The organism is Mycobacterium sp. (assembly GCF_036273375.1).
Taxonomy (GTDB): Bacteria; Actinomycetota; Actinomycetes; order Mycobacteriales; family Mycobacteriaceae; genus Mycobacterium.
In genome coordinates, this window is the sequence record NZ_DASUHS010000184.1 from 1 (window position 1) to 26,336 (window position 26,336).

Below are 26,336 nucleotides of genomic sequence, written 5' to 3' on the forward strand. Positions count from 1 at the left end.
GAGGACGCGGAAGACGCGATGCAAGATGCCATGCTCTCCGCGCACCGCGGCGCCGGCGCATTCCGGCATGACGCCGCCGTCGGAAGCTGGCTGCACCGCATTGTCGTCAACGCCTGCCTGGATCGGCTACGCCGCACCAAAGCGCACCCGACCGTGCCGCTGGAAGACATCTATCCGGTGGCCGATCGCACGGCGCAGGTGGAGACCACGTTGGCAGTGCAGCGCGCCCTGATGCGGCTTCCCGTCGAGCAGCGGGCCGCGGTAGTGGCCGTCGACATGCAGGGTTACTCGGTGGCCGACACCGCCCGCCTGCTCGGCGTCGCCGAGGGCACGGTCAAGAGCCGCTGTGCTCGCGGCCGGGTTCGGCTCGCCGAGCTGCTGGGCTACCTCAACGCCGGCGCGCACGCCCTGCCCGACGCCGCCGCCGGCCAGCCCTGACCGCTCGACAGGGGGCCACCCTACGAGGCCATGCGTGGCCATCGGCGCGTGTATGACGGACACTGAGTCCGATGAATGCAGCGGGCGACGATGCGGCGGATGACCGCAACGCGGGATCAGACCCACCGCTGACCGTCGAACTGCTCGCCGACCTACAGGCCGGCATTCTCGACGACGAGGCCGCCGCCCGCGTCCGCAGTCAAGTCCGGGCCGACCCGCATGCCGCCGCCGTGCTGGGTGCATTGAATCGGGTCCGGCGCGACGTCGCCGCCGTCGGCACCGACCCGGGTTCCGCACCCGACCCGCCCCCGGAGGTGACGGGCCGAATTTCCGCGGCGCTGCGCTCGGCTGAGCCCGCTGCCGCCGATGCGGCCGGACCGGCCGTTCACTCCGCCCGCCCACACATCCGTCCGGCCCGGATCATCGCGGCGGCCGCGGGCCTGGGCGCCGTGCTCTCCGCGATCGGCTTCGGGACCGTCGCGCTACTGCATGCTCCCGGACCCGTTCCGGACACCCCGGGCGACGTCGAGCACATCACGGTGTCGACACCACCGATGGAGATCCCGCTTTCGCACAGCGAGATCCTCGGCCTGCTCGACCGCAGCCCCGATTACGGAACGCTCAGCGACCCGGCGCGACGCGCCTCCTGCCTCACCGGCCTCGGCTATCCGGCGTCCACGCAGGTCCTGGGTGCCCGCCCGGTCGAGATCAACGCCCGCCCCGGCGTCGTTCTGGTGATACCCGGCGACAGCCCACGCATCCTGGCCGTCTTTGCGGTGTCTCCCAACTGCAGCGCGGCCGATACCGGACTACTGGCCAATACCCAGGTCCCCCACCCTTAGTGTGGTGCCATAGGTGGTGCGACGCACCCGGGAACAGCGGTGCCTACGCTGGCGTTTACACAGATCCAGAGACGAATCGCTTGAAAGGTTTTCATGACCGCCGACACTGTGCATGACGTGATCGTTATTGGCTCGGGTCCTGCTGGGTATACCGCGGCGTTGTATGCCGCGCGGGCGCAGTTGGCGCCGGTGGTGTTTGAGGGGACGTCGTTTGGTGGGGCGTTGATGACGACGACTGAGGTGGAGAATTTCCCGGGTTTTCGGGACGGGATCACGGGTCCGGAGTTGATGGATCAGATGCGTGAGCAGGCGTTGCGCTTCGGTGCGGATTTGCGGATGGAAGACGTCGAGTCGGTGTCGTTGCAGGGGCCGGTCAAGGCGGTGACCACGTCAGAAGGTGAGACGGTTCGGGCGCGGTCGGTGATCTTGGCGATGGGTGCGGCGGCGCGCTATTTGGGGGTGCCCGGGGAGCAGGAGTTGCTGGGTCGCGGGGTGAGCTCGTGTGCGACCTGTGATGGGTTCTTTTTCAAAGATCAAGACATCGCGGTCATCGGGGGCGGGGACTCGGCGATGGAGGAGGCCACGTTTTTGACCCGGTTCGCCCGCAGTGTCACGTTGGTGCATCGCCGTGAGGAGTTTCGGGCGTCGCGGATCATGCTGGAGCGTGCGCGGGCCAACGACAAAATCACCATCGTGACGAACAAGGCGGTCGAGGCCGTCGAGGGTGAGCAGACGGTGACGGGTGTGCGGTTGCGGGATACCGGCACCGGGGAGGTGTCGACGTTGGCGGTGACCGGGGTGTTCGTGGCCATCGGGCATGATCCTCGCTCGGAGTTGGTGCGCGACGTGCTGCAGACCGATCCCGAGGGTTATGTGCTGGTGCGGGGCCGCACCACCAGTACTTCGATTGATGGGGTGTTCGCCGCCGGGGACCTGGTGGATCGCACCTACCGCCAAGCCGTCACCGCTGCCGGCAGCGGCTGCTCGGCCGCCATCGACGCCGAACGCTGGCTCGCCGACCACGAAGAGTCCAGCGCCGCCGCACAAGGCGACGCCACCGAATTTCCGGGCAGTACCGACACATTGATTGGAGCACCACAATGACCGACGCCGAAAAAGCCGGTGCCACAATAGAAGTCTCTGACGCGTCGTTCTCCACTGACGTGCTATCCAGCAATAAGCCTGTGCTGGTTGACTTTTGGGCAACGTGGTGCGGCCCCTGCAAGATGGTGGCGCCGGTTCTCGAGGAGATCGCCAGCGAGCGCGGCGAACAGCTCACGGTCGCCAAGCTCGACGTGGATGCGAACCCCGAAACCGCACAGAACTTCCAGGTGGTCTCCATCCCCACCCTGATCCTGTTCAAAGACGGGCAGCCGGTGAAGCGGATCGTCGGCGCGAAAGGCAAGGCGGCGTTACTGCGTGAGCTCTCGGACGCGGTTCCCAACCTCAGCTGATTTCATAAGTTCGTCGCACCACGCCCCGCGCATAGCCTGCGGTTTTCCCGAATTTACGAAGCGTCTGCGACAATACCGTTAGCTGTTGCCCACTTCTGAGCTTGTCAATTAGTCCCGGAGGGCCCTTGGTATGCCGAGTCCGCGCCGCGAATACGGCGACGCGCTGCGTTGTGGTGACCACAGCGCTGCTGTGACCGAGATCCGGGCGACGCTGGCCACACTGGGCCTGCTGGATAGCTCCGAGGACGATCTCAACACCGGCCGGCACGTGGCCCTCGAACTCTTCGACGCCGAACTCGACCAAGCGGTCCGTGCCTTTCAGCAGCATCGCGGCCTGCTGGTGGACGGCATCGTCGGCGAGGCCACCTACCGGGCGCTCAAGGAGGCGTCGTACCGGCTCGGCGCCCGCACGCTGTATCACCAATTCGGTGCCCCGCTGTTCGGCGACGACGTCGCCACGCTGCAGGCGCGGCTGCAGGATCTGGGCTTCTACACCGGCCTGGTCGACGGATACTTCGGGCTGCAAACGCACAACGCGCTGATGTCCTATCAGCGCGAGTACGGGCTCTCCGCCGACGGTATCTGCGGCCCAGAAACGTTGCGCTCCTTTCATTTCCTGAGTTCACGTGTCAGCGGCGGATCTCCGCACGCGCTCCGCGAAGAGGAGTTGGTTCGCTCGTCCGGTCCCAAATTGTCGGGCAAGCGGATCATTATTGATCCGGGCTGCGGCGGCGCGGACCACGGCACGATCATGCAGGGCCCGTCGGGACCGGTCAGCGAAGCGGATGTGTTGTGGGACTTGGCCAGCCGCTTGGAAGGACGGATGGCCGCGATCGGTATGGAGACCTTCCTGTCGCGACCGGTCAACCGCAGTCCCCTCGATGCCGAACGCGCCGCCACTGCCAACAACGTCGGCGCCGACCTGATGATCAGCCTGCGCTGCGAAAGTCAGATCAGCACGGCTGCCAACGGGGTGGCTTCCTTTCACTTCGGCAATTCGCACGGTTCGGTCTCCACTATCGGGCGCAATCTCGCCGACTTCATCCAGCGAGAAGTAGTGGCCCGCACCGGTTTACGGGACTGCCGCACGCACGGCCGGACCTGGGATCTGCTGCGCCTGACCCGGATGCCGACGGTACAGGTCGACGTCGGCTACATCACCAACCCCCGGGACCGCTCGATGCTGGTTTCAACGCAGACCCGCGACGCCATCGCCGAGGGAATCCTCGCCGCGGTCAAGCGGCTCTACCTGTTGGGCAAGAACGACCGGCCCACTGGCACCTTCACTTTCGCCGAGTTGCTGGCCCACGAACTGTCGGTGGAACGCACCAGCCAACTCGGCGGTTCCTAGCCACTGGTTCTAACCACTCAGGGTGGTTTCCGGCGCATTCGCTGTCGTAGATCCGGCGCCCGCTGTCGTAGACCCGGCGCCGACCGGCTGCTCCAGATGTGCGTTCTCCAGCAGGCGCTCTAGGGCCGCCTCCACCTCCGCCTTCCAGCCGAGGCCCTTGTCGAGTTCGAGCCGCAGCCGAGGGAAGTACGTATGTGGTGCTACCACAACGAAACCCGTGTCTTTTAAGAATTCCGCATCCATGACGCAGTGGTCCACCGAGCAGTCGCCGACGGCTTCCAGCACCGGCCGTACGTCGGGACCAATCAAACGCGGATCCTGCAATTCCGAAGTCGCCGGGGTGCGTCCGAACGCTTCGAGGGCGCGCACGCCGCGGCGTACCAGTTCATCGATGACCCGGGCGATCAAGCCGTGCGGCAGGTCGTCGGCCGCCGGTCCGGGTTCGATGCCCATCGACGTCAGCAGCACCGCGTCGGCGGACACCGGACCGGTCGGGAACCGCTGTGCCCGCGGCACCGCCCGCGGCGGGGCGTAGAACACATAGCCCAGGCACGGGGGCTCGGCTTGGCTTCGCTCGTCCGGGACGGCGGTCGCGACTTGCCCGCACGATCCCCACTCCAGCATCACCATCGACAACCACGCTTCCTTTTCGAATTCGGGGTCGGCGAGGTGGTCCTGATTACCGAGGGTCGCTGGATCGACTTCCCAGAAGACGCACCGGCGTGCGTGCTTGGGAAGCTGCTCGAATGCCTCGAGCCGCAGCGGCATGATTCGAGCGGACACTAGCCTCCTGGCTCTTGTGCGGTACTGCAGCCATGTGCACCGGCAGCCCCTCCAGGATAGGAGAGGTGGTCGTGATCGGGCCAGCTTTGGCCTGCTCATTGAGGTTGGCGCGCCCGAACGACCGGCACCGTAGCGCCGGAACGCGCCTATGGTCGAAAGTTGTTGATGCGCATGCTGTTTCGTCGAGCCGGAGTACCCGGGATAGGTAGATTTGCCACAAAACGCGCCCGGGTGTCACAGTGACGTAATTACACCGTGTCCTCGTTCACGCCTTCGGCGGGGACATAACGTCCAGGATCCGCTGTAGATCGTCCACCGAACCAAACTCGACCACGATCTTGCCCTTGCGTTTGCCGAGGCTCACCGTGACGCGGGTATCGAACGCGGTCGAAAGCCGGTCAGCAACGTCTTGCAGGCCAGGCATCTGGATTGGCTTGCGACGCGGGGCCGTCGGCGTGGCCGCACCATTTCGGTTGGCCAACGTGACCGCCTCCTCAGTTGCCCTTACCGAGAGGCCCTCCGCAACGATCCGGGCGGCCAGCTCCTCCTGTGCTTCGGGGCCGGCTTCCAGCGACAGCAGTGCGCGCGCGTGACCGGCGGACAGCACTCCGGCCGCCACTCGCCGCTGCACCGCGATCGGCAGCTTGAGCAACCGGATCATGTTCGTGATCAACGGCCGCGACCGACCGATGCGCGCCGCCAGTTCATCGTGGGTGACGCCGAACTCGTCGAGCAGCTGTTGGTAGGCGGCCGCCTCTTCCAACGGGTTCAGCTGCACCCGGTGGATGTTCTCCAACAGGGCGTCGCGCAGCAGATCGTCGTCGCCGGTCTCGCGCACGATGGCCGGGATGGTCGCCAGGCCGGCCTCTTGAGCCGCGCGCCAGCGCCGCTCCCCCATCACGATCTGGTAACGCGCACCGGAATCCTTGACCGGCCGCACCACGATCGGCTGCAAAAGGCCGAACTCGCGGATGGAGTGCACCAGCTCCGACAGGGCTTCCTCGTCGAAGACCTGCCGAGGCTGACGCGGGTTACGTTCGATGTCGGCCGGTGCGATCTCGCGATAGACCGCACCCACCGACGATGTGTCTTGCGGTGGCGGTCCCCCGATCAACACGTCTGCGGCGGCGTCGCCCATCCGCGGGCCGAGCGTCGCCGGCCCCGAGTCGCCCTCCGCGGGGCCGGTCGGGATAAGCGAAGCCAGGCCCCGGCCGAGGCCACCCTTCTTGCGTAACGGCTGCGTCATGGTCGTCCCTTCGCGGATGGTGGTCAATCGCGCTCGGCGAGTTCGCGACTCGCATCGAGATAGCTCATCGCCCCGCGTGAACCGGGGTCGTAGTCGATGATGGTCATGCTGTAGCCCGGTGCCTCGGACACCTTGACGCTGCGCGGGATGACCGTGCGCAACACCTTGTTCCCGAAGTACCGGCGTACCTCTTCCGCGACCTGGTCCGCGAGTTTGGTGCGGCCGTCATACATGGTCAGCACCACGGTGCTGACCTCGAGCTTCGGATTCAGGTGTGCCTTCACCATTTCGATGTTGCGCATCAATTGCGAGACGCCCTCGAGCGCGTAGTACTCGCACTGGATCGGGATCATGACTTCCGGTGCGGCAACGAGCGCGTTGATGGTCAGCAGCCCGAGTGATGGCGGGCAGTCGATGAAGACGCAGTCGAAGTCGAGGCTGTCGAGGTCGGCCAGTGCGGTGCGCAGCCGGTTCTCACGCGCCACCATGCTCACCAATTCGATCTCGGCGCCGGCCAAATCGATCGTTGCCGGGATGCAGAAGAGGTGCTCATTGTGCGGGCTCTGCCGGAGCGCGTCGTGCACGGCGACCTCGCCGAGTAGGACTTCGTATGAGGAGGGCGTCCCCGATTGCCGATCGGTAATCCCGAGTGCCGTGCTCGCGTTGCCCTGAGGGTCGAGGTCGATGACGAGGGTCTTGAGTCCCTGCAGCGCGAGCGCTGCAGCGAGGTTGACGGCGGTGGTCGTCTTGCCGACCCCGCCCTTCTGGTTCGCGATGGTGATGACGCGGCGGCGGGACGGCCGCCGCAAGGGCGGGTAGGTGGTGTGCAACACCCGCATCGCACGTTCGGCGGCCGCCCCGATCGGGGTGTCGAATTCGTCCGCTGTTTCACGTGAAACATTCGCGGCCGCGGCGGCAACCGGGGGCGGTACGGGCGCATCCGGATTCGCCGGAACTGGAGCTGGCGCTCCCGCTTGGTGAACGTCTGCCGGCGCCTGAGAAGCCACCGGCCAATCGCCTGAAGAATTCATCGGGTTCCGGCCTTCCCGGTCGGTGCCGGTTTGTGGTGCGGCGGCTTTCCGCGTCGCGCTAACACTACGGTTGCGGGGGGACGCAAATAGTTCGCGCCACATGTCACCACCCTGACATCAGTGGCGCCCGATGCCGCCATCACACGCCGGTATCGTTCAACTTCATCGGAAGCCCGTTCCCCCTTGATGGCGAGCATCCGCCCGGCGGGCCGTAGTAACGGCAAGCTCCACTTCGTCAGCTTGTCCAACGAAGCAACCGCTCGCGACACCGCAGCATCCCTCTCCCCGAACCGGTTACGCACTCCCGGTTCCTCCGCACGGCCACGGACCACCTCGACGGCTAACCCTAGTTCGTTGGTGACCTCGTTGAGAAATTCGCTGCGCCGCAGCAGGGGCTCGAGCAACACGACATCAAGATCCGGCCGCGCGATCGCCAGCGGTATCCCGGGCAGGCCCGCCCCGCTGCCGATGTCGACGATGCGCTCGCCCCGGTCGAGGAGTTCGGCGAGGGCCGCGCTATTGAGTATGTGCCGGTCCCAAATGCGATCCACTTCCCGCGGGCCGAGCAGCCCCCGCTGCACCCCCGCGGTGGCGAGGAGTTGTGCATACCGTTGTGCGGTTCCAAGTCGCTCGCCGAAGATCACGGCCGCGGCGTCTTGAGGGCTGCTGATTCCGGCGTCCTCCCCGGAGGGTCCCGCCGCGACGTTGGCGGGGCCGCCATGTTTCACGTGAAACATCCTCTAGTTGTTGCGCGCATTTCAACCTTCGGAGTCCGGTAACGACGGGAACTACACAGCTGTAACTCTGGACGGTCAGTCGTGCAGGACGACCACGCGGCGCGCCGGCTCGACGCCCTCGCTCTCGCTGTGCACTCCGGAGACGGCGGCGACAGCGTCGTGGACGATCTTGCGTTCGAACGGCGTCATCGGCGCCAGCTCTTCGCGTTCGCCGGATTCGAGCACCCGGCGCGCGACCTTGTCGCCCAGCGCCGCCAGTTCCTCTCGGCGCCGCCGGCGCCAGCTCGCGATGTCGAGCATCAATCGGCTTCGCATTCCGGTCTTCTGGTGCACCGCCAGCCGGGTGAGTTCCTGCAGCGCGTCGAGCACCTCGCCGCCGCGACCGACCAATTTGTTCAAATCGTCGCTGCCATCGATGCTCACGATGGCGCGGCTGCCCTCGACGTCCAAGTCGATGTCGCCGTCGAAGTCCAACAGGTCCAACAACTCTTCGAGATAGTCGCCGGCTATCTCGCCCTCGGCGACCAAGCGTTCCTCCAGATCGTCGATTTCCTCCGCACCGCCTTCCGCGGCATCTTCGGCGGCCGGTTGCGTGTCGAGCTCCGTTTCAACCTCGCGCTCGGTGGTGTCGGCGTCTGTCATGTCTTCTCTCCCTCATTCCATGGGCCCCAGCCCAATTGGGGTCGCCCTGTCCGGCCGGCCCCCGTTAGCTAATCCGCCCGTATCAGCGTTTGCGTTTCTTCGGTCGCACCCCGGGCCGCGGCGTGCGGTTGCTCGGGCCCTCACTCGCGTCAGCCGCGGGGCCGTCGGCCACATCGGAATCCGTCGTCGCGGAACCGGACGCGTCGGTGTCGCTGTCGGACGCCGGCGAACCGTTCCCACCCGGCGATGTGGCCTTGGGGTTCCGCTTCGGCTTGGCTCCCGGCGCCGGCGCGTTGGCCGCCCGGCGCTGGATCACTTCCTGCTTCTTGGCTTCGTCCTCTTTTTCGATCATCCCGAAGACGTAGTGCTGCTGCACGAAGGTCCAGATGTTGTTCGCAAACCAGTACAGGATGATCGCGAGCGGAAGGAACGGCCCACCGACCACCACGCCGAGTGGGAACACGTACAGCGCGAGTTTGTTCATCATCGCGGTCTGCGGGTTGGCCGCCGCTTCCGGGCTCTGCCGCGCCACCGACGCCCGGCTGTTGAAGTAGGTCGCGACACCGGCCAGCACCATCACCGGCAGGCCCACCGCAATCACAGCCGGCCGGCTGAAGAAGGTGAACGCATCCAACCCGGTGCGCTGGGTCATGAAGGCGCCGATCGGCGCGCCGAACAAGTTGGCATCCAGGAAGTGCCCGACGTCGGTCGGGGTGAAGACGTAGTTTCCGGTGAGACGGTTCTGCGCCACCGACAAGTGGGGCTGACCGAAGCCGCCGGTGGTCCGGTTGAACGAGCGCAGCACGTGATACAGACCGATGAACACCGGGATCTGCGCCAACATCGGCAGGCAGCCCAGGATCGGGTTGAAGCCGTGTTCGCGCTGAAGCTTCTGCATCTCAAGCGCCATGCGCTGGCGATCCTTGCCGTACTTCTTCTGCAGCGCCTTGATCTGCGGCTGCAGCTCCTGCATCTGACGCGTGGTGCGGATCTGCCGCACGAAGGGCTTGTAGAGCAGCGCGCGCAGGCTGAAGACCAAGAACATCACCGACAGCGCCCAGGCGAAGAAGTTCGACGGCCCCAGCATGGAGGCGAACAACTTGTACCAAACCCACATGATCCACGACACCGGGTAGTAGACGAAGTCGAGGCTGAAGAAATCAAACAAAAGATCCACTCTCCCCTCGCGCCGCTCGGACAGCCCAAGCGTCGCTGGCATCTTGGCAATTCACGTGGCTTCCGGGGCGGTCCGGTATCGGATCCCATCCGCCTTCATGCCATGGTCCGCACTTGGCGAGTCTGGCCGCAGCCAACCAGCTTCCCCGAATCAGGCCGTACTCGTTGAGCGCTTCGACCGCGTACTGGCTGCAGGTCGGAACGAAGCGACATGTTGCCGGACGTAGTGGCGACACCATATGCCGGTACAGCTGGATCAGAAAAATCACGCCGCGCGCGGCCGCCCTTCCGGCCGTACGGGTGAACGCGCGCACCCGCACCAGCGGCGTCACGACTTGCTCCCCGCCACCGGCAGGCGTCTCAAACACCAACACAGTTCTTGCTCGAGTCGGGCCGAGGAGGCGGTCCGACTGCTGGGCAGCGCGCGGATCACCAACCGGTCCGATTGGCCGAGCTCTCGCAGCAGGGTGCGGGCCACATGCCGCAGGCGGCGAGCGACGCGATGCCGTTCCACGGCGGATCCGACGGCTTTGCCCACCACCAATCCGACCCGCGGCGCACGGACTTCGTCGCGATCGGATCCCCGCCGAAGATGCACGACGACATCGGGCTGTGCCAGACGAATCCCGTGCTTCACCGTCGCGTCAAAGTCAATTGATCGCGTCATGCGGTTGCGTGCGGGAAGCACCGCTGAAAGACCTGGCGCTGCGATCAGGCAGAGAGCGCGCGGCGGCCCTTGCGGCGCCGACCGGACACGATCGCGCGCCCGGCACGAGTGCGCATCCGCAGGCGGAAGCCATGCACGCGGGCTCGGCGCCGGTTATTCGGCTGGAAGGTCCGCTTGCCCTTGGCCACGACGTTCTCCTCGTTGTGTTGCCATCCGGCCGCTCAGACGTTTCGCATCAGGCTCGTCTGCGGTTCGACCGGAGGTGGTCTTGGTGCTGCTGGCCGGCGCGGTCCCAAGTGGTTCTGGTCGCAGCCGTATCGCCGACTTTCGGGCGACTGTTTGAGGGTACTGACGAGGCTTCGCCTGGTCAAACCTGGCTTGCCACAACGAACCCGCCCGGAGGCGTCAAAAAGATTTCCGTTTTGATCACACTCGCCGCGGTCGTGGCTAGCATAACGAGCCGGAGCAAGCCCCACGTACCCTAAACGACCTTATTGGAATGCAGCAGAACTGTTGGCAGCCGACCGGAAAACTGTTAGCTTCTGCGAAGTCGTTTTAGACGACAAGCAGCGCTCGGCAACGAAGCGAGGATGGTGGATCGACTAGCTGCCTAGACAACCTTTCGAGGTTCTCTTCCAGCGCGGAGATCGCGAGCCGACCGGTAGGTTGTGGCTCGCCTATGATCATCCTGTCCACACCTGTGTATAACTATGTGGACAGTTGTTTTGTCGACAAGCGTGGTGTAACTCGGGTCGGGACGTTCGAGAACCAGGGAGATGCGTCGTTGACCGATGACCCCGGTTCCAGTTTCACGACAGTGTGGAATGCGGTCGTTTCCGAGCTCAATGGGGAACCCACCGCAGACGGCATGGCCGCCAACCGCACGACTCTTGTCACCCCCCTTACTCCACAGCAACGAGCGTGGCTGAATCTGGTCCGCCCGCTGACCATCGTCGAGGGATTTGCTCTGCTGTCGGTGCCCAGCAGCTTCGTCCAAAACGAGATCGAGAGACACCTCCGAGCGCCCATCACCGATGCGCTCAGCCGCCGACTCGGGCAGCAGATCCAACTGGGCGTCCGCATCGCTCCCCCACCCGACGACGTCGACGATGCGCTCATCTCGCCGGCGGAACCGTTCCCCGGATCCGACCCGTCGTTCCCCGCCGACAATGCGGTCGTCGACACCGAGGAAGCTTTCGAAAACAGCGAGACCGTGAACGACAACCAGCCGGGCTGGCCCAACTACTTCACCGAGCGGCCGCACGCGATCGATCCGGCAGTGGCCGCCGGAACGAGCCTCAACCGCCGTTACACGTTTGACACTTTCGTCATCGGCGCGTCCAACCGGTTCGCACACGCCGCCGCCCTGGCGATCGCCGAAGCGCCGGCCCGCGCTTACAACCCGTTGTTCATCTGGGGTGAGTCCGGTCTCGGCAAGACGCACCTGCTGCACGCCGCCGGGAATTACGCGCAGCGGCTGTTCCCGGGGATGCGAGTCAAGTACGTCTCCACCGAGGAATTCACCAATGACTTCATCAACTCACTTCGCGACGACCGCAAGGTCGCATTCAAGCGCAGCTATCGTGACGTCGACGTGCTACTGGTCGATGACATTCAGTTCATCGAGGGCAAGGAAGGAATCCAAGAGGAGTTCTTTCACACCTTCAACACGCTGCATAACGCCAACAAGCAGATCGTCATCTCGTCGGACCGGCCACCCAAACAGCTGGCCACCCTGGAAGACCGGCTGAGAACGCGGTTCGAGTGGGGCTTGATCACCGATGTGCAGCCACCGGAGCTGGAAACCCGCATCGCCATCTTGCGTAAGAAAGCTCAGATGGAGCGGCTGGCGGTCCCCGACGACGTGCTGGAACTCATCGCCAGCAGCATCGAACGCAACATTCGAGAACTCGAAGGGGCCCTCATTCGGGTGACCGCGTTCGCCTCGCTGAACAAAACACCGATCGATAAGGCGCTGGCCGAGATCGTGCTGCGCGATCTGATCGCCGATGCGAGCACCATGCAGATCAGCGCAGCCACCATCATGGCGGCCACCGCCGAATACTTCGACACCACGGTGGAAGAACTCCGCGGCCCCGGTAAGACTCGGGCGCTGGCCCAGTCGCGCCAGATCGCCATGTACCTGTGCCGCGAGCTCACCGATCTCTCACTGCCCAAGATCGGGCAGGCATTCGGCCGTGATCACACGACCGTCATGTATGCGCAGCGCAAGATCTTGTCCGAGATGGCCGAGCGGCGTGAGATTTTTGATCACGTCAAGGAACTCACCACTCGCATCCGCCAGCGCTCCAAGCGCTGAGTTCTCGTCTCCCCAGCGATGCGAACGGCCGATTTTCGGGCTTTGGCTGCCCGTGTTTGTAATTTTTTTCGAGAAACTTCACGCGCGTCTGTCACACCCGTCCCAACGAAGGTGTGTGCGCAGGACTGTGCACAACGCAATTAAACGCCGGTGTAGTAACACGGCTTGGGTGGACAGCCATCATTCGTCCCCACCCGCCCAACACATCACCCACAGGCGTTCACGCCACGATGCACACCCCGATCCTGGCGCTAGCTGCACCGAGAGGGTCCTGTCCCCAGAATGCACAGGCCTTAATACTGGTACTGAGATCTCTTCATCGGTTCTTCTTTGAAATACAGGCTTGGGGACGCGCGGTGCACCTCCGTCGTCTGAGGCTTCGTCAACCCGGGTTGTCGGGCTTTGCGATTAGCTTTCAAGATGGCGTCGAAGGATCTACGGTTGTTCTTCGACTGCCGTTGCGATCGTCGTTGGCATGACCTGCCATCGGCGTTCGCGGCGGAGCCCCGTGCTAGCGGGGCGGCTAGCCAATGGATTCGAAAAACGCTGGGTAGGTGAAGGGACGCTATGGACGCGGCGACGACAACGGCTGGCCTCAGCGACTTGAAATTTCGTTTGGTGCGGGAGTCTTTCGCAGACGCGGTGTCGTGGGTGGCGAAGAACCTGCCGTCCAGGCCTGCTGTGCCGGTGCTTTCCGGTGTGCTGCTTTCGGGCACCGATGAGGGCCTGACAATCTCCGGATTCGATTACGAGGTTTCCGCCGAAGCGCAGGTTGCAGCCGAAATAGCTTCTCCGGGAAGCGTTTTGGTATCCGGCCGGTTGCTGTCGGACATCGTGCGGGCACTGCCCAACAAACCGATCGACTTCTACGTCGACGGTAACCGCGTGGCGTTGCACTGCGGAAACGCCAGGTTCTCGTTGCCGACGATGGCGGTTGAGGATTACCCGACGCTGCCGACGCTGCCGGACGAGACCGGCACGCTGCCCGCTGATCTGTTCGCCGAGGCAATCAGCCAGGTTGCCATTGCGGCCGGCCGTGACGACACGTTGCCGATGCTGACCGGAATCAGGGTTGAGATTTTGGGTGACACGGTGGTTTTGGCGGCCACCGACAGGTTCCGCTTGGCAGTTCGCGAGCTGACCTGGTCGGCGGCGTCACCCGACACAGAAGCCGCGGTCCTGGTCCCTGCCAAGACACTGGCTGAAGCCGCCCGGACCGGGGCCGACGGCTCCGAGGTCCGATTGTCATTGGGTGCGGGATCGGGCGTCGGAAAAGACGGATTGCTCGGTATCAGCGGTAACGGCAAGCGCAGCACCACCCGTCTACTCGACGCCGAATTCCCCAAGTTCCGTCAGCTGCTGCCGGCCGAGCACACGGCGGTCGCGACCATCAACGTGGCGGAGTTGACCGAGGCCATCAAGCTCGTGGCGCTGGTGGCCGACCGGGGTGCCCAGGTCCGGATGGAATTCAGCGAGGGGTCGCTGCGGCTGTCCGCGGGCGCCGACGACGTCGGCCGGGCCGAGGAAGATCTGGCGGTCGATTTTGCCGGCGAACCGTTGACGATCGCGTTCAACCCGACGTATCTGACCGACGGGCTGGGATCGGTCCATTCTGAGCTGGTGTCGTTTGGTTTCACGACCCCGGGTAAGCCGGCGTTGCTGCGTCCGGCGTTGAATGACGACAGCCACCCGAGCGGCACGGGGCCTTACAGCGCCCTACCCACCGATTACGTCTACTTGTTGATGCCCGTCCGGTTGCCTGGCTAGGTGTACGTCCGGCATTTGGGACTGCGTGATTTCCGGTCCTGGGCACACGCCGACCTCGAACTGCAACCTGGTCGGACGGTCTTCATCGGGTCCAACGGGTTTGGGAAGACGAACCTTCTTGAGGCACTGTGGTATTCGAGCACGATGGGGTCACATCGGGTAAGAACGGATGCGCCGTTGATCCGCGACGGCGCCGACCGCGCGGTGGTTTCCACGATCGTGGTCAACGAGGGCAGGGAGTGTGCGGTCGATCTGGAAATCGCGGCCGGCCGGGCGAACAAAGCGCGGCTGAACCGAACTCCGGTGCGCAGTACGCGCGAGGTCATCGGGGTCCTACGGGCGGTGTTGTTTGCTCCCGAGGACCTGTCCTTGGTGCGGGGTGATCCGTCCGACCGGCGGCGTTACCTCGACGATCTGGCGACGGTGCGCCGCCCCGCGGTGGCCGCGCTGCGCTCCGACTACGAAAAAGTCTTGCGGCAGCGTACGGCGCTGTTGAAATCCCTGTCCGGCGCCCGCTATCGCGGCGACCAGAGCGCACTGGACACGCTCGACGTCTGGGACAGTCGTATCGCCGAGCACGGTGCCCAATTGATGGCCACCCGTATCGATTTGGTGAATCAGTTGGCACCCGAGGTCGAAAAGGCCTACCAGCTGTTGGCCCCCGGATCACGTACCGCTTCCATCGGCTATCGATCCAGCCTGGGCGCCGAGGCCTCGGCGGATATCGCCGGTGCCGACCGCGAGTTCCTGGAAGCCGCCTTGCTCGCAGCATTGTCGGCGCGACGCGAAGCGGAGCTGGAACGCGGTATGTGTCTCGTCGGACCACACCGCGACGACTTGGAATTGTGGCTGGGCGACCAGCCGGCGAAAGGTTTTGCCAGCCACGGGGAGTCGTGGTCGTTCGCTTTGTCGCTGCGGCTGGCCGCCTACGCATTACTGCGTACCGAAGAAAGCGAACCCGTGTTGTTGCTCGACGACGTGTTCGCTGAACTCGACGCGGGCCGTCGCCGCGCGCTGGCCACGGTGGCCGAATCGGCCGAACAGGTGTTGGTCACCGCGGCAGTGCTCGAAGACATTCCGACGGGCTGGGAAGCCCGGCAGATCTATGTCGACTTACGCGACAGCGACACTGGCCGAGTGTCGGAGATGCACTCATGACGGATGAGGTTGCGCAGCCCACCGAGCCGTCGAATGCCCTGAGTGGGATCGATTTGGTCCGGCGCACCCTCGAGGAAGCCCGGGCCGCCGCCCGGGCTCAGGGGAAAGACGCCGGCCACGGCCGAGCGGCGGCCCCCACCCCCCGCCGTGTGGCGGGCCAGCGACGCAGATGGTCGGGACCCGGACCCGATGCGCGCGACCCCCAACCCCTGGGCAGGCTGACGCGTGATCTGGCGAAGAAACGGGGTTGGTCCGCGCAAGTGGCCGAGGGCACCGTGCTCGGCAACTGGGCGACCGTCGTCGGCCACCAGATCGCCGACCACGCGGCACCGACCGCCCTGAAAGAGGGAGTGCTGAGCGTGGCCGCCGAATCGACGGCATGGGCCACCCAGTTGCGGATGATCCAGTCCCAGTTACTGGCCAAGATCGCCGCGGCCGTCGGCGACGGAGTGGTGACCTCGTTGAAAATCACCGGCCCGGCCGCGCCCTCCTGGCGCAAGGGGCCGCGTCATATCGCTGGAAGAGGCCCGCGCGACACCTACGGTTAGGGAGTTGGACACCCGTCCGCGGATCCCCAGACGGGGGTTCGTTCACAGGCCCCTGAAATCCGCCAGGACGACGCGGATCCCCTCGACGTACGTCGGGACGCGTCCAGAATAAAGAAATCGTGCGCACGGCGCGGTTAGCTGGGTAGAAACGCGGCCTGAAAATCGGTGCGGGCGACCGATCACGCTAGACTAGCGGGATGCGACTGTTGCGGTGACTAGAACCGCCCGCATGAAACCCCAAGGAGAGCATTCCGACCGTGGCTGCCCAGAAGAAGAAGGCGCAAAACGAATACGGCGCGTCAGCGATCACCGTGCTCGAAGGCCTCGAGGCCGTCCGCAAACGCCCCGGTATGTACATCGGGTCCACCGGTGAGCGTGGTCTGCACCACCTCATCTGGGAGGTGGTCGATAACTCGGTCGACGAGGCAATGGCCGGCTACGCCGACAGGGTCGACGTCCGCATTCTCGACGACGGCAGCGTCGAGGTCTCCGACAACGGCCGCGGCATTCCGGTGGCGATGCACGCCACCGGCGCCCCCACCGTCGACGTCGTGATGACGCAACTGCACGCCGGCGGCAAGTTCGGCGGTGAGAACAGTGGCTACAACGTCAGCGGTGGTCTGCACGGCGTCGGTGTGTCTGTCGTCAATGCACTGTCAAAGCGGCTGGAGGTGGACATCGCCCGCGACGGCCACGAATGGTCGCAGTACTACGACCGTGCCGTGCCAGGCACCCTCAAACAGGGCGAAGCCACCAAGCGCACCGGCACCACTATCAGGTTTTGGGCCGATTCCGACATCTTCGAGACCACCGATTACGACTTCGAGACGGTGGCTCGCCGGCTACAAGAAATGGCGTTCCTCAACAAGGGACTGACGATCAACCTCACCGACGAACGGGTGACCAAGGACGAGGTCGTCGACGAGGTCGTCAGCGACACCGCCGAAGCTCCCAAGTCGGCAGAAGAAAAAGCCGCGGAGTCCACTGCGCCACATAAGGTTAAGCACCGCACCTTCCACTACCCCGGTGGGCTGGTCGACTTCGTCAAGCACATCAACCGCACCAAAAGCCCCATCCAGCAGAGCATCATCGACTTCGACGGCAAGGGCCCCGGCCACGAGGTCGAAATCGCGATGCAGTGGAACGGCGGCTACTCGGAATCGGTGCACACGTTCGCCAACACCATCAACACCCATGAGGGCGGTACCCACGAAGAGGGCTTCCGCAGCGCGCTGACGACGGTGGTCAACAAGTACGCCAAAGACAAGAAGCTGCTGAAAGACAAGGATCCGAACCTCACCGGCGACGACATCCGCGAGGGCCTGGCAGCGGTGATCTCGGTCAAGGTCAGCGAACCGCAATTCGAGGGCCAGACCAAGACCAAACTGGGCAACACCGAAGTCAAGTCGTTCGTGCAGAAGGTCTGCAACGAACAACTCACCCACTGGTTCGAAGCCAACCCCGCGGACGCCAAGGTCGTGGTCAATAAGGCGGTGTCGTCGGCCCAAGCCCGCATCGCCGCGCGCAAAGCGCGAGAGTTGGTGCGCCGCAAGAGTGCCACCGACCTCGGCGGGCTGCCCGGCAAGCTTGCCGACTGCCGCTCCACCGACCCGCGCAAGTCGGAATTGTATGTGGTCGAGGGTGATTCGGCGGGCGGCTCGGCTAAGAGCGGCCGAGACTCGATGTTCCAGGCCATCCTTCCGCTGCGCGGCAAGATCATCAATGTCGAAAAGGCCCGCATCGACCGGGTTTTGAAGAACACCGAAGTCCAGGCGATCATCACCGCCCTGGGCACCGGCATTCACGACGAGTTCGACCTCACCAAGCTGCGCTATCACAAGATCGTGCTGATGGCCGACGCCGACGTCGACGGCCAGCACATCTCGACGCTGCTGCTGACGTTGTTGTTCCGGTTCATGCGGCCGCTGATCGAAAACGGCCACGTGTTCCTGGCGCAGCCGCCGCTGTACAAGTTGAAGTGGCAGCGCAGCGAACCCGAGTTCGCCTACTCCGACCGCGAGCGCGACGGTCTACTTGCCGAGGGCAGGAAGGCCGGCCGCAAAATCAACGCCGAGGATGGCATCCAGCGCTACAAGGGTCTCGGCGAGATGGACGCCAAGGAACTGTGGGAGACCACGATGGACCCCTCGGTGCGGGTGCTGCGCCAGATCACTCTCGACGACGCCGCCGCGGCCGACGAATTGTTCTCGATCCTGATGGGCGAAGACGTCGACGCCCGCCGCAGCTTCATTACCCGCAACGCCAAAGATGTGCGCTTCCTGGATGTTTAGCGCCTCAGCACCTGCTCCCCACTGAAATCTCACCGATGAGGAATAGATGACAGACACCACGCTGCCGCCCGGCGGCGATGCCTCCGACCGTATCGAACCGGTCGACATCCAGCAGGAGATGCAGCGCAGCTACATCGATTACGCGATGAGCGTGATCGTCGGCCGTGCGCTACCCGAGGTGCGGGACGGTCTGAAGCCGGTGCACCGCCGGGTGCTCTATGCCATGTTCGACTCGGGCTTCCGCCCGGACCGTGGCCATGCGAAGTCGGCCCGCTCGGTCGCCGAGACGATGGGTAACTACCACCCGCACGGCGACTCGTCGATCTACGACACCCTGGTCCGGATGGCCCAGCCGTGGTCGCTGCGCTACCCGCTGGTCGACGGGCAGGGCAACTTCGGTTCGCCGGGCAACGACCCGCCAGCTGCCATGCGGTACACCGAGGCGCGGCTGACTCCGCTCGCGATGGAGATGCTGCGCGAAATCGACGAGGAGACAGTCGATTTCATCCCCAACTACGACGGCCGTGTGCAGGAGCCGACCGTGCTGCCCAGCCGGTTCCCCAACCTGCTGGCCAACGGCTCCGGCGGCATCGCGGTCGGCATGGCGACCAACATCCCGCCGCACAACCTGCGCGAGTTGGCCGAGGCCGTCTACTGGTGCCTGGACAATCACGAAGCCGACGAAGAGGCCACCCTGGCCGCGGTCCGCGAGCGGGTCAAGGGTCTGGACTTCCCCACCCACGGTCTGATCGTCGGATCGCAAGGCATCCACGACGCGTACACCACGGGCCGCGGTTCGATCCGGATGCGCGGAGTCGTTGAGGTAGAAGAGGATTCACGCGGCCGCACCTCGCTGGTGATCACCGAGCTGCCGTACCAGGTGAACCACGACAACTTCATCACCTCGATCGCCGAGCAGGTCCGCGACGGCAAGCTGGCCGGCATCTCCAACATCGAAGACCAGTCCAGCGACCGCGTCGGTCTGCGCATCGTGGTGGAGATCAAGCGCGACGCTGTGGCCAAGGTGGTGCTGAACAACCTCTACAAGCACACCCAGCTGCAGACCAGCTTCGGCGCGAACATGTTGTCGATCGTCGACGGGGTGCCGCGCACGCTGCGGCTCGACCAGATGATCCGCTACTACGTCGCGCATCAACTCGACGTCATCGTCCGGCGCACCACATACCGGTTGCGCAAGGCCAACGAACGCGCGCACATCCTGCGCGGTCTGGTCAAAGCGCTCGACGCGCTCGACGAGGTCATTGCCCTGATCCGCGCGTCGGAGACCGTGGAGATCGCTCGGGCCGGCCTGATCGAGCTGCTGGATATCGACGAAATCCAGGCTCAGGCAATCCTGGACATGCAGCTGCGCAGGTTGGCCGCCCTGGAGCGCCAGCGCATCGTCGACGACCTGGCCAAGATCGAAGCCGAGATCGCGGACCTGGAAGACATTTTGGCCAAGCCCGAGCGGCAGCGCCTGATCGTGCACGACGAGCTCGCCGAAATCGTCGACAAGCACGGCGACGAGCGTCGTACCCGGATCATCGCCGCCGACGGTGACGTCAACGACGAGGACCTCATCGCCCGCGAGGACGTCGTCGTCACGATCACCGAGACCGGCTACGCCAAGCGCACCAAGACCGACCTGTATCGCAGTCAGAAACGTGGCGGCAAGGGCGTGCAGGGCGCCGGCCTGAAGCAGGACGACATCGTGCGCCACTTCTTCGTGTGCTCCACGCACGATTGGATCCTGTTCTTCACAACGCAGGGCCGGGTCTACCGAGCCAAGGCCTACGAACTGCCGGAGGCCTCGAGGACCGCTCGCGGTCAGCACGTCGCCAACTTGTTGGCGTTCCAACCCGAGGAACGCATCGCGCAGGTCATCCAGATCCGCGGTTACGAGGACGCCCCGTACCTGGTCCTGGCAACCCGCAACGGTCTGGTGAAGAAGACGAAGTTGACTGACTTCGATTCCAACCGCTCGGGCGGCATCGTGGCCATCAACCTGCGCGACAACGACGAGCTAGTCGGTGCGGTGCTGTGCTCCGCGGAGGAAGACCTGCTGCTGGTCTCGGCCAACGGCCAGTCCATCCGGTTCTCGGCGACCGACGAAGCGCTGCGCCCGATGGGCCGCGCCACCTCCGGCGTGCAGGGCATGCGGTTCAACGCCGACGACTACCTGTTGTCGCTCAACGTCGTCCGCGAAGGCACCTACCTGCTGGTGGCGACGTCGGGCGGATACGCCAAGCGCACCGCGATCGAGGAGTATCCGGTGCAGGGCCGGGGCGGCAAGGGAGTCCTGACGGTGATGTACGACCGCCGGCGTGGCAGGCTTGTCGGTGCGTTGATAGTCGATGATGACAGCGAGCTCTACGCGATCACCTCGGGAGGCGGCGTCATCCGGACCGCAGCGGGCCAGGTCCGCAAGGCGGGACGGCAGACCAAGGGCGTGCGCCTGATGAACCTGGGTGAAGAGAACGCGCTGTTGGCCATCGCCCGCAACGCCGAAGAAAACGCGGACGAAGTCGTCGAGCAAAGCGACGGTGCTGAGTCGGATAGTTAGTCGGTACCGAACTACTAGACTCAGCCCGACCAGACATAATGCGACTGCCACCGCTTGGGCGGCCAGGGTAGGAGACCTAAGGAGTCGGGGTGACCTCACCGAACGAGCCGGGCGCCCCCAAGCAGGGGGATGGCCCCAACGGGGATGGTTCGGTCGAACGCGCCGGTGCGCGCCATGGGGCGCCGCCCGCGCCGGGTGGCCGCGCCCAAGAGGGCGGAGATGGACCACCGTGGCAGCGCAGTAGCGCCCGGCCACAGGACCCGGGGCCTCGCCAAAACGAGCCATTCACCGAGAAGCGACCATCGGGTCAGGCCGGCGGCGTCGAGGCCCGGTTGAACCGCTTCATCTCCGGCACCGCGGCGCCAGGGGCCGGCGCTCCGTCGCATGCCAAAGAGCCGGAGCCTGCGACCACCCGCGGTGAGACTTCGCCGACCGAGGCCTACGCCAGCGAATTACCGGATCTGTCCGGCCCGGTGCCGCGCGGCCCGCATCGCAAGCCCCCCGAGCGGCCCGCGGAGTCGCCGACCTCATCAGGCGGCGGACGTCCGGCCACCGCCGAAAACCGGGAAACGCGCGATAACCGGGTGCAGGTGGCACGCCGGACCCGCGGCCCGGTGCGTGCCAGCATGCAGATCCGCCGCATTGATCCGTGGAGCACGTTGAAGGTGTCGCTGCTGCTCTCGGTGGCGTTGTTCTTCGTCTGGATGATCGCCGTGGCATTTCTGTACCTGGTGCTCGGCGGCATGGGCGTGTGGTCGAAGTTGAACAGCAATGTCGGTGACCTGCTGAACAACACCAGCGGCAGCAGCGGCGAACTGGTGTCCAGCGGCACGATTTTCGGCGGTGCCGTCCTGATCGGCCTGGTGAACATCGTGCTGCTGACTGCGGCGGCCACCATCGCCGCCTTCATCTATAACTTGACGACCGATCTGATCGGCGGCATCGAGGTCACGTTGGCCGACCGCGACTAGCGTAAGTGCTGCGCTTTTGGGAGTCGGGCGGAGATTGCGGTAATCTCGTCGCTCGGCCGTACGCGAGTACGGGCCTATAGCTCAGGCGGTTAGAGCGCTTCGCTGATAACGAAGAGGTCGGAGGTTCGAGTCCTCCTAGGCCCACAACCATGTGCCCGTCAAGACGTTGCGTAAGACTCGCACTGCCGCTGGGACTCATCGCCGTAGTGGCAGCGGTGGCGTGGTCACGACGTGGAGTCGAGGTCTGGCACGTGGCTGTGGATGACCAAGGTCAGCCACTCAGTCACGATGAGGGGCCTTAGCTCAGTTGGTAGAGCACCGCCTTTGCAAGGCGGGTGTCAGGGGTTCGATTCCCCTAGGCTCCACAAGCCTCAAGCGCAGGCGGCAGTCCCGGTCAGCCGGCCGCAAGTCCTCCCCGATTTCATCGGCTGATGTATGGGCACGGGTCACGCCGTGAGGGCATCCGAGTGGGTCCTGATTGCAGTTAACTCGAAGCCATCTAATTACAGCTCGCAGATACCGACACGGTCCGCTAGTGTTTCGCTAACATCTGTAAGCACCGACCGCACAATCACGAAGTCGCAGCCGCCGAGAGGCGACTGACCTGCAGAAAAGCTCTCGTTCTGACCACACATTCCCAATATCGGCATCGCAGTAGGCAGCCCGACAACCGAGAGGTTGCTACCTCGCGATAAGGCAGCCAACAGCGCAACTCCACCTTTGCTGTGAGGAGGAAACGGCTTTGTTCGGGCGAATCCGCAATGGGTTGGGGGCTTGGGATCGGCGATGTCGACGGTCCCGATAGTCAAAGCTCCTCTTACTCCCGTCGCGGTCATCGGCATGGCCTGTCGGCTGCCCGGTGGCATCGCCTCACCGGACCAGTTGTGGGAGGCGCTGCTGCGCGGCGACGATCTGGTCACCGAGATTCCGCCGGAGCGGTGGGACGCCGACGAATACTACGACCCGCAGGCCGGTGTGCCGGGGCGGTCAGTGTGTAAGTGGGGCGCGTTCCTCGATGACGTCGCGGGCTTTGATGCCGAGTTCTTCGGCGTCACCGAGAAAGAGGCGACCGCGATGGATCCGCAGCATCGCTTGCTGCTGGAAACCGCATGGGAGGCCATGGAGAACGGCGGCCTTACCCCGCACACCCTGGCCGAGTCGCGCACCGGCGTGTTCATGGGGTTGATGCATGACGACTACCAATTCGTGCATGCCGAGGCCAACGCGTTGGAGGGGCCATACGGATACATGGGCAATAGCTTCGCCATGGGCTCCGGGCGGATCGCCTACACGCTGGGACTGCGCGGTCCGGCGATGACGGTGGATACCGCGTGTTCGTCCGGTCTGGCGGCCGTCCATGTGGCTTGTCGCAGCTTGCATGACGGCGAAAGCGACTTCGCCCTGGCGGGCGGCGCATCGGTGTCACTCGAACCCCGTAAATCGTGTTCGGGTTCCGCCATCGGGATGCTGTCGCCGACCGGACGCTGCCACGCGTTCGACGTCGCCGCCGACGGATTTGTGGCGGGCGAAGGATGCGTCGTCCTGATGCTCAAGCGGTTACCGGACGCCCTCCGTGACGGCGACCGGATCTTGGCCGTGCTCCGGGGCACGGCCGCCAACCAGGACGGCCACACCGTGAATATCGTGACACCATCGAGGACTGCGCAGGTCGAGGCCTATCGGTCGGCATTGGCCGTGGCCGGTGTGGACGCCCGTACCATCGGCATGGTCGAGGCGCACGGCCCCGGCACCCCCGTCGGCGATCCCATCGAATACGCAAGCCTGGCAGAGGTGTACGGCCTCGACGGGCCATGCGCGCTGGCATCCGTGAAGACCAACTTCGGGCACACCCAATCGGCGGCCGGGGCGCTGGGGCTGATGAAGGCGGTCCTCGCGCTGCAGCACGGTGTGATCCCACGCAATCTGCATTTCACCCGACTACCTGACGAAATGGCCCAGGTCGAGACCAACCTGTTTGTGCCACAGGAGAATACGCAGTGGCCCAGCAACGGTCACCACAGGCCCCGGCGGGCAGCGGTGTCGTCGTACGGGTTCTCGGGCACCAACGTGCACGCGATCGTGGAACAAGCCCCCGAGATGGGCGCACCGGGCGGCGCACCATCCGGCATCGACGGCCCACTGCTGTTCGCGCTGTCGGCCACGTCGGCTGACGCACTGCGGAAAACCGCGGAGCGCCTCGCTGACTGGGCCAACGCACACGCATTGGACCTTGCGCCAACGGATCTGGCATACACGCTCGCTCGCCGGCGTGCGCATCGGCCGGTGCGCGCGGCGGTCATCGCACGAGGCATCGAGGAGCTGACCGAGGGCTTGGGCGAGATCGCCGCAGGCGACTTTCCCTATCAGCCCGCGGCCGGACAGCACGATCGAGGCCCGGTGTGGCTGTTCTCCGGGCAGGGTTCGCAGTGGGCGGCGATGGGCGTCGAGCTGCTTGCGACCGAACCGGTATTCGCCGCGACTGTGGCCACGGTCGAGCCGCTGATCGCCGAAGAGTCGGGATTCTCTGTCACCGAGGCGATTTCGGCACCCGAGACGGTGAGCGGGATTGATCGGATCCAGCCCGCATTGTTCACCATGCAGGTCGCGCTGGCGGCGACGATGAGGGCGTACGGTGTTCAGCCGGGAGCCGTGATCGGCCACTCGATGGGCGAAGCCGCGGCCGCGGTCGTGGCGGGAGCGCTAACGCTGGAAGACGGTGTCCGCGTGATCGGCCGCCGATCGCGGCTGATGTCGACGATCGCCGGCTCCGGAGCGATGGCCTCGGTGGAACTGCCTGCCGAGCAAGTGCTTTTGGAACTGATGGCCCGCGGCGTCGACGACGTCGTGCTGGCGGTGGTGGCCTCGCCTCAGTCGGCGGTGATCGGCGGCGACGCACCGACGGTGCGCGATCTGGTCGCCGCATGGGAGCAACGGGACATATTGGCACGCGAGATCGCGGTCGATGTCGCCTCACACTCCCCCCAGGTCGATCCGATCCTCGACGAGCTGGCCGACGTGCTGGCCGAGATCAAGCCCAGGACACCGGAGTTGCCCTTCTACTCCGCGACCGCGTTCGACCCGCGTGAGCAACCCGTATGCGATGCCTGGTACTGGTCGGACAATCTGCGACACATGGTGCGTTTCGCCGCGGCGGTACAGGCGGCGTTGGAGGACGGCTTCCGGGTCTTCGCGGAGTTGGCTCCGCACCCCCTACTCACCCACGCCGTCGAGCAGACTGCCGGCAGCGTCGGAATGCCGGTGGCCGCACTCGCCGCAATGCGCCGCGGGCAAGCACTGCCGCACGGACTGCGCAGCTTCCTGGCGGATCTGTTCAGTGCCGGTGCGGCAATTGACTTCTCGGTGATCTACCCGGTTGGCGAGCTGGTGGATGCACCGCTGCCGACCTGGAACCACCGCCCGCTGCTGTTGACCCGCAAGAGTCCTGATCTGCGGGCCCACGGCGCCTACACGGTTCCGGTGCACCCGTTGATGGGGGCGCATGTGCGATTGCACGAGGAGCCGGAGCGCCACGTTTGGCAGGGTGAGGTCGGCACGGCGGCGCAGCCCTGGCTGGGCGACCACCGGATACACAATGTGGCCGCCTTTCCGGGCGCGGCCTACTGCGAGATGGCATTGGCCGCGGGTCGCACGATTTTCGGCGAGAGGTCCGAGGTTCGCGACGTCCGCTTCGAGGCGATGCTGCTGCTGGACGACGAGACACCGGTGTCGGCGGTCGCGTCGGTGACCCCGACCGGCGCGGTCGACTTCGCGGTGGAGACATTCCAGGACGGCACGCGGCTTCGGCGGGCGACCGCGATGCTGCATGCGGGAGTGGACGAGGACCAACCACCGCCGTACGACGTGCCGGCCCTGATCAAGGCCCACACATGCCGGCTCGACGGGACCGAGCTGCGAAAGCAGTTCGACGGGCACGGTTTACAGTACGGTCCGGCATTCGCCGGATTGGCTGCGGTGCACCACGCCGACGAGACGATCGGCACGGTGCTGGGCGAGGTGGGCCTACCCGGCCCCATCCGCTCCCAACATGGCGCCTACGCGGTGCATCCCGCCCTGCTGGATGCCTGTTTTCAATCGGTGGCGGCCCATTCCGGCGCCCGGGTCGCTGGCAACGCCGGGCTCCTGCTGCCGCTGGGCGTGCGCCGCGTCCGCGCCTACGGTTCGGCGCGCACCGCCCGTTACTGCTATACGCAGGTGACGCGCGCCGACTTGGCCGGGTTGGAGGCGGACCTCGATGTACTCGATGAGCGCGGGACGGTCCTGCTGGCCGTGCGCGGATTGCAACTGGGGACCGGCGCCTCCGAAAGCGTAAACCGCGATCGCGTGCTGAACG

At 65.2% G+C, this 26,336-nt stretch carries 22 protein-coding genes and 2 tRNA genes; 15 read left to right on the forward strand and 9 right to left on the reverse strand.

Annotation, left to right across the window (positions count from 1 at the left end; translation table 11 throughout):
- From sigM to VFW69_RS17160, 5 genes are all read left to right on the forward strand, one after another.
- On the forward strand, positions 1-438 hold a 438-nt coding region (sigM, locus tag VFW69_RS17140; protein WP_526502741.1), incomplete at its 5' end, for an RNA polymerase sigma factor SigM.
- Positions 439-509: 71 nt separating this feature from the next.
- Positions 510-1,280: an RsmA family anti-sigma factor gene (locus VFW69_RS17145; protein WP_526502743.1), complete on the forward strand. Its 771-nt coding sequence runs from the start codon at positions 510-512 to the stop codon at positions 1,278-1,280.
- Positions 1,281-1,373: 93 nt separating this feature from the next.
- Positions 1,374-2,384 (forward strand): thioredoxin-disulfide reductase, encoded by a 1,011-nt coding sequence (gene trxB, locus VFW69_RS17150; RefSeq protein ID WP_526502745.1) that lies wholly within the window; start codon positions 1,374-1,376, stop codon positions 2,382-2,384.
- The gene (gene trxA, locus VFW69_RS17155) at positions 2,381-2,734 is read left to right on the forward strand and encodes a thioredoxin (protein WP_406813330.1); all 354 of its coding nucleotides are present in this window, start codon (positions 2,381-2,383) and stop codon (positions 2,732-2,734) included. Before trxB ends, trxA begins: the two co-directional genes overlap by 4 nt.
- Positions 2,735-2,864: 130 nt before the next feature.
- Positions 2,865-4,085, forward strand: a complete 1,221-nt coding sequence (locus tag VFW69_RS17160; RefSeq protein ID WP_526502748.1) for an N-acetylmuramoyl-L-alanine amidase — start codon at positions 2,865-2,867, stop codon at positions 4,083-4,085.
- A 9-nt stretch (positions 4,086-4,094) separates the two neighbouring features.
- Here VFW69_RS17160 and VFW69_RS17165 read toward each other — a convergent pair whose 3' ends face one another.
- The 9 genes from VFW69_RS17165 to rpmH all read right to left on the reverse strand — a co-directional run bounded on the left by VFW69_RS17165 (position 4,095) and on the right by rpmH (position 10,555).
- Positions 4,095-4,868, reverse strand: coding sequence for an acetyltransferase (locus tag VFW69_RS17165; RefSeq protein WP_526502750.1), 774 nt, complete (start codon positions 4,866-4,868; stop codon positions 4,095-4,097).
- A 265-nt stretch (positions 4,869-5,133) separates the two neighbouring features.
- Positions 5,134-6,114 carry a ParB/RepB/Spo0J family partition protein gene (locus VFW69_RS17170; RefSeq protein WP_526502752.1) on the reverse strand — a complete coding sequence of 327 codons (981 nt, stop codon included), beginning with the start codon at positions 6,112-6,114 and terminating at the stop codon, positions 5,134-5,136.
- Positions 6,115-6,137: 23 nt separating this feature from the next.
- Entirely contained in the window at positions 6,138-7,145 is a 1,008-nt protein-coding gene (locus VFW69_RS17175; protein ID WP_526502754.1) for a ParA family protein, read from the reverse strand.
- Positions 7,142-7,882 (reverse strand): 16S rRNA (guanine(527)-N(7))-methyltransferase RsmG, encoded by a 741-nt coding sequence (gene rsmG, locus VFW69_RS17180; protein ID WP_526502756.1) that lies wholly within the window; start codon positions 7,880-7,882, stop codon positions 7,142-7,144. Before rsmG ends, VFW69_RS17175 begins: the two co-directional genes overlap by 4 nt.
- Positions 7,883-7,957: 75 nt before the next feature.
- On the reverse strand, positions 7,958-8,524 hold the full coding sequence (locus VFW69_RS17185) for a Jag family protein (protein ID WP_526502758.1): 567 nt from the start codon (positions 8,522-8,524) through the stop codon (positions 7,958-7,960).
- Between the two features lie 82 nt (positions 8,525-8,606).
- The gene (gene yidC, locus VFW69_RS17190) at positions 8,607-9,701 is read right to left on the reverse strand and encodes a membrane protein insertase YidC (protein WP_526502760.1); all 1,095 of its coding nucleotides are present in this window, start codon (positions 9,699-9,701) and stop codon (positions 8,607-8,609) included.
- Positions 9,685-10,032, reverse strand: coding sequence for a membrane protein insertion efficiency factor YidD (gene yidD / locus VFW69_RS17195; protein WP_526502762.1), 348 nt, complete (start codon positions 10,030-10,032; stop codon positions 9,685-9,687). Before yidD ends, yidC begins: the two co-directional genes overlap by 17 nt.
- Positions 10,029-10,388: a ribonuclease P protein component gene (gene rnpA / locus VFW69_RS17200; RefSeq protein ID WP_526502764.1), complete on the reverse strand. Its 360-nt coding sequence runs from the start codon at positions 10,386-10,388 to the stop codon at positions 10,029-10,031. The genes yidD and rnpA overlap by 4 nt, the downstream gene beginning before the upstream one ends.
- A gap of 23 nt (positions 10,389-10,411) precedes the next feature.
- Positions 10,412-10,555 carry a 50S ribosomal protein L34 gene (gene rpmH / locus VFW69_RS17205; RefSeq protein ID WP_003874369.1) on the reverse strand — a complete coding sequence of 48 codons (144 nt, stop codon included), beginning with the start codon at positions 10,553-10,555 and terminating at the stop codon, positions 10,412-10,414.
- 596 nt (positions 10,556-11,151) lie between these two features.
- On the opposite strand from rpmH, the gene dnaA reads away from it, so the two are divergent.
- The 10 genes from dnaA to VFW69_RS17255 form a co-directional block, all read left to right on the forward strand.
- Positions 11,152-12,687, forward strand: a complete 1,536-nt coding sequence (gene dnaA / locus VFW69_RS17210; RefSeq protein ID WP_526502773.1) for a chromosomal replication initiator protein DnaA — start codon at positions 11,152-11,154, stop codon at positions 12,685-12,687.
- Between the two features lie 567 nt (positions 12,688-13,254).
- The gene (dnaN, locus tag VFW69_RS17215) at positions 13,255-14,454 is read left to right on the forward strand and encodes a DNA polymerase III subunit beta (protein ID WP_526502775.1); all 1,200 of its coding nucleotides are present in this window, start codon (positions 13,255-13,257) and stop codon (positions 14,452-14,454) included.
- Positions 14,455-15,612, forward strand: a complete 1,158-nt coding sequence (gene recF / locus VFW69_RS17220) for a DNA replication/repair protein RecF (RefSeq protein WP_526502777.1) — start codon at positions 14,455-14,457, stop codon at positions 15,610-15,612.
- Positions 15,609-16,160, forward strand: coding sequence for a DUF721 family protein (locus VFW69_RS17225; protein WP_526502779.1), 552 nt, complete (start codon positions 15,609-15,611; stop codon positions 16,158-16,160). The genes recF and VFW69_RS17225 overlap by 4 nt, the downstream gene beginning before the upstream one ends.
- Before the next feature lie 257 nt (positions 16,161-16,417).
- Positions 16,418-18,451, forward strand: coding sequence for a DNA topoisomerase (ATP-hydrolyzing) subunit B (gene gyrB, locus VFW69_RS17230; RefSeq protein ID WP_526502781.1), 2,034 nt, complete (start codon positions 16,418-16,420; stop codon positions 18,449-18,451).
- Between the two features lie 46 nt (positions 18,452-18,497).
- Complete coding sequence (gene gyrA, locus VFW69_RS17235) at positions 18,498-21,014, forward strand: DNA gyrase subunit A (RefSeq protein WP_526502783.1); 2,517 nt, start codon at positions 18,498-18,500, stop codon at positions 21,012-21,014.
- 89 nt (positions 21,015-21,103) lie between these two features.
- Positions 21,104-21,985: a DUF3566 domain-containing protein gene (locus VFW69_RS17240; RefSeq protein ID WP_526502785.1), complete on the forward strand. Its 882-nt coding sequence runs from the start codon at positions 21,104-21,106 to the stop codon at positions 21,983-21,985.
- Positions 21,986-22,055: 70 nt separating this feature from the next.
- Positions 22,056-22,129: transfer RNA gene (locus VFW69_RS17245), tRNA-Ile, on the forward strand.
- A 148-nt stretch (positions 22,130-22,277) separates the two neighbouring features.
- A tRNA-Ala gene (locus VFW69_RS17250) sits at positions 22,278-22,350 on the forward strand.
- 421 nt (positions 22,351-22,771) lie between these two features.
- The coding region (locus tag VFW69_RS17255) for an acyltransferase domain-containing protein (protein ID WP_526502787.1) at positions 22,772-26,336 on the forward strand (3,565 nt) is incomplete at its 3' end.

Coding starts and splice junctions, on each gene's coding strand:
- VFW69_RS17145 (WP_526502743.1), top strand. CDS start 510: ATGAATGCAGCGGGCGACGATGCGGCGGATGACCGCAACGCGGGATCA.
- trxB (WP_526502745.1), top strand. CDS start 1,374: ATGACCGCCGACACTGTGCATGACGTGATCGTTATTGGCTCGGGTCCT.
- trxA (WP_406813330.1), top strand. CDS start 2,381: ATGACCGACGCCGAAAAAGCCGGTGCCACAATAGAAGTCTCTGACGCG.
- VFW69_RS17160 (WP_526502748.1), top strand. CDS start 2,865: ATGCCGAGTCCGCGCCGCGAATACGGCGACGCGCTGCGTTGTGGTGAC.
- VFW69_RS17170 (WP_526502752.1), bottom strand. CDS start 6,114: ATGACGCAGCCGTTACGCAAGAAGGGTGGCCTCGGCCGGGGCCTGGCT.
- VFW69_RS17175 (WP_526502754.1), bottom strand. CDS start 7,145: ATGAATTCTTCAGGCGATTGGCCGGTGGCTTCTCAGGCGCCGGCAGAC.
- rsmG (WP_526502756.1), bottom strand. CDS start 7,882: ATGTTTCACGTGAAACATGGCGGCCCCGCCAACGTCGCGGCGGGACCC.
- VFW69_RS17185 (WP_526502758.1), bottom strand. CDS start 8,524: ATGACAGACGCCGACACCACCGAGCGCGAGGTTGAAACGGAGCTCGAC.
- dnaN (WP_526502775.1), top strand. CDS start 13,255: ATGGACGCGGCGACGACAACGGCTGGCCTCAGCGACTTGAAATTTCGT.
- VFW69_RS17225 (WP_526502779.1), top strand. CDS start 15,609: ATGACGGATGAGGTTGCGCAGCCCACCGAGCCGTCGAATGCCCTGAGT.
- gyrA (WP_526502783.1), top strand. CDS start 18,498: ATGACAGACACCACGCTGCCGCCCGGCGGCGATGCCTCCGACCGTATC.